Here is a 7807-nt window from a genome sequence, read left to right on the forward strand (position 1 = left end):
CAAGGTTGGGATGGAAAGCGGGGCGGGATCGGTGAAATTCATATAATTACTCCAGCGGGTACCCTAATCTTGAGGATATTGTATTCGTAATCAAAGGATTATACATTATGCGGTGTAAAAAAGCATTCTGCAGAAAGTTCTTTGCTTGACACCCAAAACGTTTTGGTTTATGATAAGCGAGCATCCAAAACGTTTTGGTAAGATATTAGCATATAAGGAGCGGTATGCCGATTACGCTAAAAGATTTGGCAGAAAAAGTGGGGAAATCGGTCACAACGGTTTCGCGCGCCTTGCATGACTACGATGACGTCAGCCCGGAGACAAAAGAACTGGTCCGCCGCACTGCAGACGAGATGGGCTATATCCCCAACATTATGGCTCAGCGTCTGCAAAAGCAGCGCACCGATACACTGGGTTTTATCTTGCCTACATTTGGCCCTCGTTTTTCCGACCCATTTTTTAGCGAGTTCCTGGCCGGTATCGGCAACAAAGCCGCTAAATTAGGTTACGATCTTTTGGTTGCCACACAAGCACCCGGCGAACAAGAGTTGGCTGTCTATCGCCGAAATGTGCAAAGCTACCGCGTAGATGGTTTCATCATCGTTCGAACGCGCCGACAAGACCCCCGCATTGAATACTTGTGTGAAAGCAATTTCCCTTTTGTCGCTTTTGGGCGTACAGAGAGTCCGTGTGTGTATCCCTGGGTTGATGAAGATGGTGAATATGGGATGCGCCTGCTTGCACATCACCTGGCCGATTTAGGCCACAAATCAATTGCTTTTATTGCAGCTCCCGATCATTTGATGTTTGCGCATGCTCGCCTAATGGGGTTTCGCGAAGGATTGATTGAAAGGGGAATTCACCTGGATCCAACCATGGTTATTGCCGGTGATCTGACCCAACGTGATGGGTTTAGGCAAGCCAGCCAATTATTAGAGCGCACAAATCCACCGACGGCGATTGCGGCATGTAACGATCTAATGGCGCTTGGAGCAGTGAGCGCCGCCCAGAAAAAAGGGCTGATTGTTGGTAAAGATATTGCGATTACCGGTTTCGATAATATTCCGCTCGCCGAGCACAGTCATCCTCCGCTGACCACCATTCACCAGCCCATTTATCAAATTGGTGATATGGTCAGCGAAATGCTCATTAAATGTGTTAAGGGGGAAGATTTGGAATCCAAATCCGTAATCCTGGAACCTACGTTGGTTATTCGCGAAACTTGCGGTGGAAAATAATGAGAAAGCATTATGGTAAAAGGAGGTGATGCGAAGAGAAAATAATTTTCGAGAACGTCTTGAAGTTGTACGAGTGACCCTTTTAAACTATTTTGGAGGATTAGACACTATGAAGAAGTTTTCTATTTTAATGATGGTTGTGCTGATTAGCTCGCTTTTCTTGATGGCTTTTGCGCCTCGACAAGAACAAACTGTGATCGAATTCTGGACAACTGACAACGAAGAAGCCCGTATTGACGTATACGAAGCCATCGCAGACGCGTTTATGGCCGAACATCCAGAAGTTGATCTGCGCATTGTACCCATTGAAGAAGCGGGCATTGCCCAACGCATTGCTACAGCTCAAGCTGCGAATCGCTTGCCCGATATTGTTCGTATGGGCATTGAGCGTGTGTCTTCTTTCGCTGCCGATGGCATTCTGGATGAAGATGCCGCTGTTGCTACTATTCAGAGCATTGGTGAAGATGATTTCCGCGCTGGCCCGTTGGCAATGGTCACCGACCCTACCACCGGCAAATACGCGGCTGTTCCCTTTGACGGCTGGATTCAGGCCATTTGGTACCGTGGCGATATTTTCGGCGAAGCTGGCTTGAATGCTCCTGTTACTTGGGACGACATTAATGCCGCTTGCGACGCCCTGCCCGGCACCGGCAATTTGCTTTACGGTCTCACATTGGCAACCGATCCTGGACAAAATTATCCCCATCAGGTTTTCGAGCAGGTTGCCATGTCGAATAATGCTTGGCCTTTCGATGCCGATGGCAATGTTAGCATGAATACACCCGAAATGGTTGAGGCCCTGGCTTTCTACAGTGAACTGCAGCGTTGTGCGCTGCCTGGCCCGCAATACTGGCGCGGTGCGCGTGAAGCCTACGAACTGGATCAATCTGGTATGCTATTCTACAGCACCTACATCATGGACGACCTGGTTGATGGCTCCGGCCTTGAAGCAGGTGGCGCTGTTGAAATCCCCGTTGAAGATTTGGCCGGCAAAACAGGCTTTGCAGCCTCGATGGAAGGCCCCAACGGAGCGGCATCTTACGGCCAACTGGTAACCTTGGGCATTCTGCAAGGCGCAGACCCCATGTCCCAGGAAGTTGTTAAGTTCTTCATGGATGGACAGAACTACCAAGATATTTTGGCTCTGGCCCCCTTTGGAAAAGTCCCCGTGTTGGAAAGCGCGGTTGAAGGTTGGGCTGGACTCAGTGATTACTTCGCCAACTATTCCGAAGATACCCTGGCGCAAATTGCCAATGGTTTCGAATCCATGCAACGCTGGCTCTTCCGTCCCGATTACGACGCTACCCAGCGTGCCGTAGTTGGTGATATCGAGGGCCGCTTACTGATTTCACAGGCCATTAGCAATATTGCCCTTGAGGGTAGCATGACCCCTGAAACTGCGGCAGAATGGCTGCAAGAGCAGGTAGAACTGCTGTACACTGAACGCCAGAGCGAGTAAGATCGCCTGATGTTTGTGGGGACGCAGTTTCGGCTGCGTCCCCAACTATTCTTCAAACTACTCCCGGTTTGGAAAGGAAATACCATGTCCATTGCAAGCAAGCCAAGCCACTGGAAATCCCTTCGAGCGCGTGAAACGCGTTTGGCCTGGACGCTGATTTCGCCAACTGCTCTGATCGTTTTTGGCCTGGTTATCTTTCCGGCAATTTTTAGCGTGTGGGTGAGCTTTCACGATGTAGGCCTGCATAACCTGAATGATGTTTTCCATGCTCCCTTTGTTGGATTTGAAAACTACCGCAAAGTATTTGAAGATTTTGCTTTCAAATTTCAACCGGGACAAAGCTGGGGAGCGGCCGTTACCAGTGTGGTATATTCATTTGCCGCTACCTTCCTCACAATTATCGTTGGACTTATTGCTGCGTTATTGCTGAACCGCCCATTCCGCGGCCGCGGTATTACCCGGGCGATTTTTCTCTTCCCATACGTGGCGCCGATTGTGAGTGTTGCCTTTGTCTGGCGTTGGATTTTAGACCCGCGCCCATCGGGGGTTGTGAATGATATCTTGATGAAGTTAGGGGTGATTGATCTGCCCATGGCCTATCTCTCGTCACGCGGCCTGGCTCTGCTCCTGGTGATTATCTTTGAAGCCTGGCGATATTTCCCCTTTGCAATGTTGATGATTTTAGCCCGCCTACAGGCCGTGGATAGCACTATGTACGAAGCCGCCGAAGTAGATGGTGCCAATACCCTGCAAAAATTCTGGAATATCACCATCCCTGAGTTGCGCTATGTGTTAGGAGCTATCTTCCTGTTGCGCCTGATGTGGACTTTCAATAAATTTGATGATATTTTCCTGCTAACCGGCGGTGGTTTTGGTACCCGGGTTTTGCCCGTACTCACCTACGAATTTAGTTTTCGCTTATTTGATTTTGGTCGCGGGGCAGCTACCGCAATGATCTTGCTGACGATTTTAGCAATTTTTATGGCATTTTATATTGGCATTGTGATGCGGAATAGCGAGGAAGATTAACCATGGATACTGAACGTAAGAGTTTTATTGCCCACTTGGCCGCATGGATCACCTGGCCGCGCTTGATTTTCTCACTGACTTTATTCTTTTTCCTCACTAGCATCTTGTTTCCCTTCTACTGGATGGTTAGCTCATCTTTCAAGACACGTGCCGAAATTGGGGGCCGCGAGGCGGTATATATCCCTGAAGCATTGCGTCTGGATGCCTACAAAGAGCTTTTTGATCCAGCGCACCCCAGTTATCAAGAATTTGGTGCCAATATTCTCAACACACTAAAGGTATCGCTTCCTACCGCTTTTATCGCCGTCTTTTTGGCAGTTTTGGGATCATATGCTATCGCGCGTCTGAAGTTTAAGGGAAAAACGGTTTTGCTGAACAGCATTCTGTTGGTTTATCTCTTCCCTGGTGTGCTACTGATAATCCCGCTTTTTGCCATGTTGGCGCAAATCGGCGACCGTATCGGCTTTGACGTTCAAGATAATCTTGGGGTTCTGATTTTCACCTATCTGGCGCAAACCCTGCCCGTTGCCTTGTATATGCTGACCAATTATTTCCGCACCATCCCTGATGAGATCGAGCAGGCTGCTTTGATTGATGGCTGCTCTCGCCTGGATGTGATCTGGCGCGTTACCCTGCCGCTGGCCATCCCCGCGTTGGTATCTGTCAGTATCTATACATTTATGATCGCCTGGAACGAATTTCTCTATGCGTTGGTTTTCCTTAATGACCATAATATGTTTACGATGCCGATCAAGATCAACACCATTTTCAACGACCCCACCCCGCGGCCCCATGTTGTTATGGCGGCATCTACGATCATGACCGTGCCTATCGTCTTGCTTTTCTTGGCAATGGAACGCTATCTGGAAGAAGGGTTGACTGCGGGCGGCGTCAAAGGCTAATATCTCAGGGCTTTGACCGCGCTGTAGAAAAAGGGGCGCTGTTTGCGGAAAGAAAGCTGGCTATCCTTAAAGCTATGGGCAAAAACATCGGCATTCTGCACTATATCGCGGGTTTCACCGATGGTGTTTCCCTGGAAATGAATAAATGGAAACGCGTTCTGGAAGGGATGGGGCATTGTGTTTTCCTATGCGCGGGAAAAATTGGCACAGGTGAGGGTACCCTCATCGATGAGTTGTACCATCATCGTCCCGATGTGCGGCTGCTTAATTACAATACTTTTCGAGCGTTACGTGATTACCCCGATATAAATGCTTATCGTGCCGAATTAGGTCGTCTATCGGATGCGATTGAAAAGAAACTTTTGGCGTTTATTGACGAAAAACAGATTGATTTTCTAATTATTCAAAATATCTGGTCGGTTGGCATCAATCCGGCCGCCGCGCTTGCGCTTGCCAATGCTGTGCAAAATCGTCAGTTGCCGGTATTGGCGCATCATCATGATTTTTACTTCGAACGCCCGACCGATATCCTGACCAACGCTGCTGCGCTCGAACTGGCCGATTGCTATCTACCGCCGCGCAACCCCCTGATTCAGCATGTGGTCATAAATTCCCTGGCACAACAAAAATTACTGGCGCGCAAAGGTATTGCGGCAACGATTGTGCCGAATGTATTCGATTTCGATGCTCCGCCCTGGCAGATAGACGAGTATAATAGCGACTTCCGCGCTCAAATTGGCTTGCAAGCGGGCGATATTCTTGTACTTCAGGCCACGCGTCTTGTCACACGCAAAGGCATCGAGTTGGCTCTGGATTTTATCCACGCTCTGAATGCCCCCCACCGCCGTGCCAAACTGGAAAAACATGGCATCTATAACGAGCTTAAATTTACGCCCAAGAGCCGCATTGTTTTAGTCTTGGCTGGCTACGCCCTTGATGATCGTACCGGGCGTTATAAAAATTTACTGGTCGAAAAGGCCAAACAACTGGGTGTCGAAGCCCTGTTTATTGAAGATATCATCGACGAAAGCCGTACCATTCGCAACGGTCAGAAAATTTACTCCCTTTGGGATACTTATGCCCACGCTGATTTTGTTACTTATCCCAGTTTGTGGGAAGGTTGGGGCAACCAATTGCTGGAAGCCCTGCGCGCCAAATTACCTGTGATGCTTTTTGAATACCCGGTCTATCGGGCCGATATCAAAGACAAGGGTTTGCGGGTTGTCTCCCTGGGCGGCACCCTGGCAGGTTATACAGCTTATAATCTGGCAACCGTCCCGGCAGAAATCATTGAACGGGCTGCCGATCAGGCGCTTGAATATCTGATTAATGCCGAACTGCGCCGTGAAACTACTGAGCATAATTTTCGCATTGCCAAGGAACACTACTCGCTCCACGCACTGCATAATCATCTTCATCAACTCACCCGTGCCGAATAAAAAAAACGCTTCCCTCGAAAAAAAACTCTACGACCACATCGCCTTCATTTACGGTCAGGATCGCGCCGCAGCTATTCATCAGCGGTTGCTCAACCAACTTAACCAATTCAACGCTCTTTTCCCGCGCCAATCTCAACCTTCCCGGAACAACCGCGTTACGGAGCGCGATTCGGTGCTGATCACCTATGGGGATATGATCCAGCACAATGGCACGCGCCCGCTACAAACCCTGGGGGAGTTTCTCCAGAACTATCTTGCCGAACTCATCAGCACGGTTCATATTCTGCCGTTTTTTCCCTATTCATCGGATGATGGTTTTTCGGTGATTGATTATCGTCAGGTTAATCCTGAGTTGGGCGATTGGGAAGATATTGCCAGCCTGGGGGAGCACTTCCGCCTGATGTTTGATGCCGTGGTCAACCACATCTCGGCCCAGAGCATGGAATTTCAGGGCTACCTCAAAGGTGATCCTGCATTTGAAACATTTTTCCTGTCCCTGAAGCCGGATACCGATCTATCCAGCGTATTCAGGCCGCGTACAACCCCCGTACTGACACCATTCCAAACGGCTCGCGGCGAAGAATATATCTGGACAACCTTTAACGACGATCAAATTGACCTTAACTACGCCAGCCCAGATGTATTGCTCGAAGTCATTGATGTGCTGCTATTCTATATTGCCCATGGGGCAGAACTTATTCGTCTGGACGCGATTACCTTTATCTGGAAAGAAATTGGCACAACCTGCGCCAGCCTGCCGCGCACCCATCGTCTTGTACAGTTAATGCGTACCGTTTTGGATCTGGTCGCCCCGCATGTCATCATTATCACCGAGACGAATGTACCCCACAAAGAAAATATCTCGTATTTTGGCAATGGCGCAGACGAAGCGCAGATGGTTTACAATTTTTCGCTGCCACCGCTGATACTGCACACCTTTCATACGGGGAATGCTACATCCCTTTCGCAGTGGGCCGATTCGTTAACGCTGCCCTCCGACCGCGTGACCTTTTTTAACTTCCTGGCCTCCCATGATGGCATTGGCCTGACACCGGCGCGCGGGATTTTGTCTGAAGCAGCGATTAATGCGATTGCCGAGCGGGTAGAAGCTTTGGGGGGCTACGTATCGTATAAGAATAACCCGGATGGTGGGCAGGCCGCCTATGAACTGAATATTAATTATCTGGATGCGCTGTGCGTTCCCGGGCCAGTCGAGCCGATTGCGTGGATTGCCCGCCGCTTTTTGGCGGCGCAAGCGATTATGTTGGCCTTGCGCGGGGTGCCGGGGATTTATTTTCACAGCCTGTTTGGCTCGCGCGGTTGGCGAGATGGCGCTCAGCAAAGTGGCCGCCCGCGCACCATCAACCGACGAAAACCCTTCCTTCGGCAGATTGAAACCGAATTAGCCGACTCCAACAGTTTGCGGCAGATAGTATTTCGCGGATATGCGCATCTATTGCGCCAACGTACTGCGCATCCGGCCTTTCATCCCAATGCAGAGCAGCAAATTGTATTTTGCCACGCGGCGGTCTTTGCCATGTGGCGGCGTTCGCCGGAGCGGAAATCGGCCGTTTTGTGTTTACACAACGTATCTGCTGAAACGCATGAACTCCATATTCTCTTGCAGGTAGAGACCCAAACCCTGCGAGATATGCTTACTGGGGCTGTATTTTTAGCGCGTGATGGTTTGCTCAACTTGAGTCTTCAGCCGTATGAAGTCCGCTGGCTGGTTGCGGAAAA

General features: G+C 49.7%; 6 protein-coding genes. All 6 read left to right on the forward strand.

The features are described from left to right. Window positions 1–224 precede the first annotated feature (224 nt). A complete protein-coding gene (locus HN413_16470) occupies window positions 225–1238 on the forward strand; it encodes a LacI family DNA-binding transcriptional regulator (GenBank protein ID MBT3391995.1) in 1014 nt (337 codons plus the stop codon). A 109-nt stretch (window positions 1239–1347) separates the two neighbouring features. Beyond that, on the forward strand, window positions 1348–2697 hold the full coding sequence (locus HN413_16475; GenBank protein ID MBT3391996.1) for a carbohydrate ABC transporter substrate-binding protein: 1350 nt from the start codon (window positions 1348–1350) through the stop codon (window positions 2695–2697). 84 nt (window positions 2698–2781) lie between these two features. Beyond that, window positions 2782–3726 (forward strand): sugar ABC transporter permease, encoded by a 945-nt coding sequence (locus HN413_16480; protein MBT3391997.1) that lies wholly within the window; start codon window positions 2782–2784, stop codon window positions 3724–3726. A 2-nt stretch (window positions 3727–3728) separates the two neighbouring features. After that, the gene (locus tag HN413_16485; protein ID MBT3391998.1) at window positions 3729–4628 is read left to right on the forward strand and encodes a carbohydrate ABC transporter permease; all 900 of its coding nucleotides are present in this window, start codon (window positions 3729–3731) and stop codon (window positions 4626–4628) included. 74 nt (window positions 4629–4702) lie between these two features. Then, the gene (locus tag HN413_16490) at window positions 4703–6067 is read left to right on the forward strand and encodes a glycosyltransferase family 4 protein (GenBank protein ID MBT3391999.1); all 1365 of its coding nucleotides are present in this window, start codon (window positions 4703–4705) and stop codon (window positions 6065–6067) included. After that, a partial coding sequence (locus HN413_16495; protein ID MBT3392000.1) for a sugar phosphorylase occupies window positions 5958–7807 on the forward strand: 1850 nt, incomplete at its 3' end. The genes HN413_16490 and HN413_16495, both read left to right, overlap by 110 nt.

The organism is Chloroflexota bacterium (genome assembly GCA_018648225.1).
Classification (GTDB): domain Bacteria; phylum Chloroflexota; class Anaerolineae; order Anaerolineales; family UBA11858; genus NIOZ-UU35.

Coding starts and splice junctions, on each gene's coding strand:
- HN413_16480 (MBT3391997.1), top strand. CDS start 2,782: ATGTCCATTGCAAGCAAGCCAAGCCACTGGAAATCCCTTCGAGCGCGT.
- HN413_16470 (MBT3391995.1), top strand. CDS start 225: ATGCCGATTACGCTAAAAGATTTGGCAGAAAAAGTGGGGAAATCGGTC.
- HN413_16485 (MBT3391998.1), top strand. CDS start 3,729: ATGGATACTGAACGTAAGAGTTTTATTGCCCACTTGGCCGCATGGATC.
- HN413_16475 (MBT3391996.1), top strand. CDS start 1,348: ATGAAGAAGTTTTCTATTTTAATGATGGTTGTGCTGATTAGCTCGCTT.
- HN413_16490 (MBT3391999.1), top strand. CDS start 4,703: ATGGGCAAAAACATCGGCATTCTGCACTATATCGCGGGTTTCACCGAT.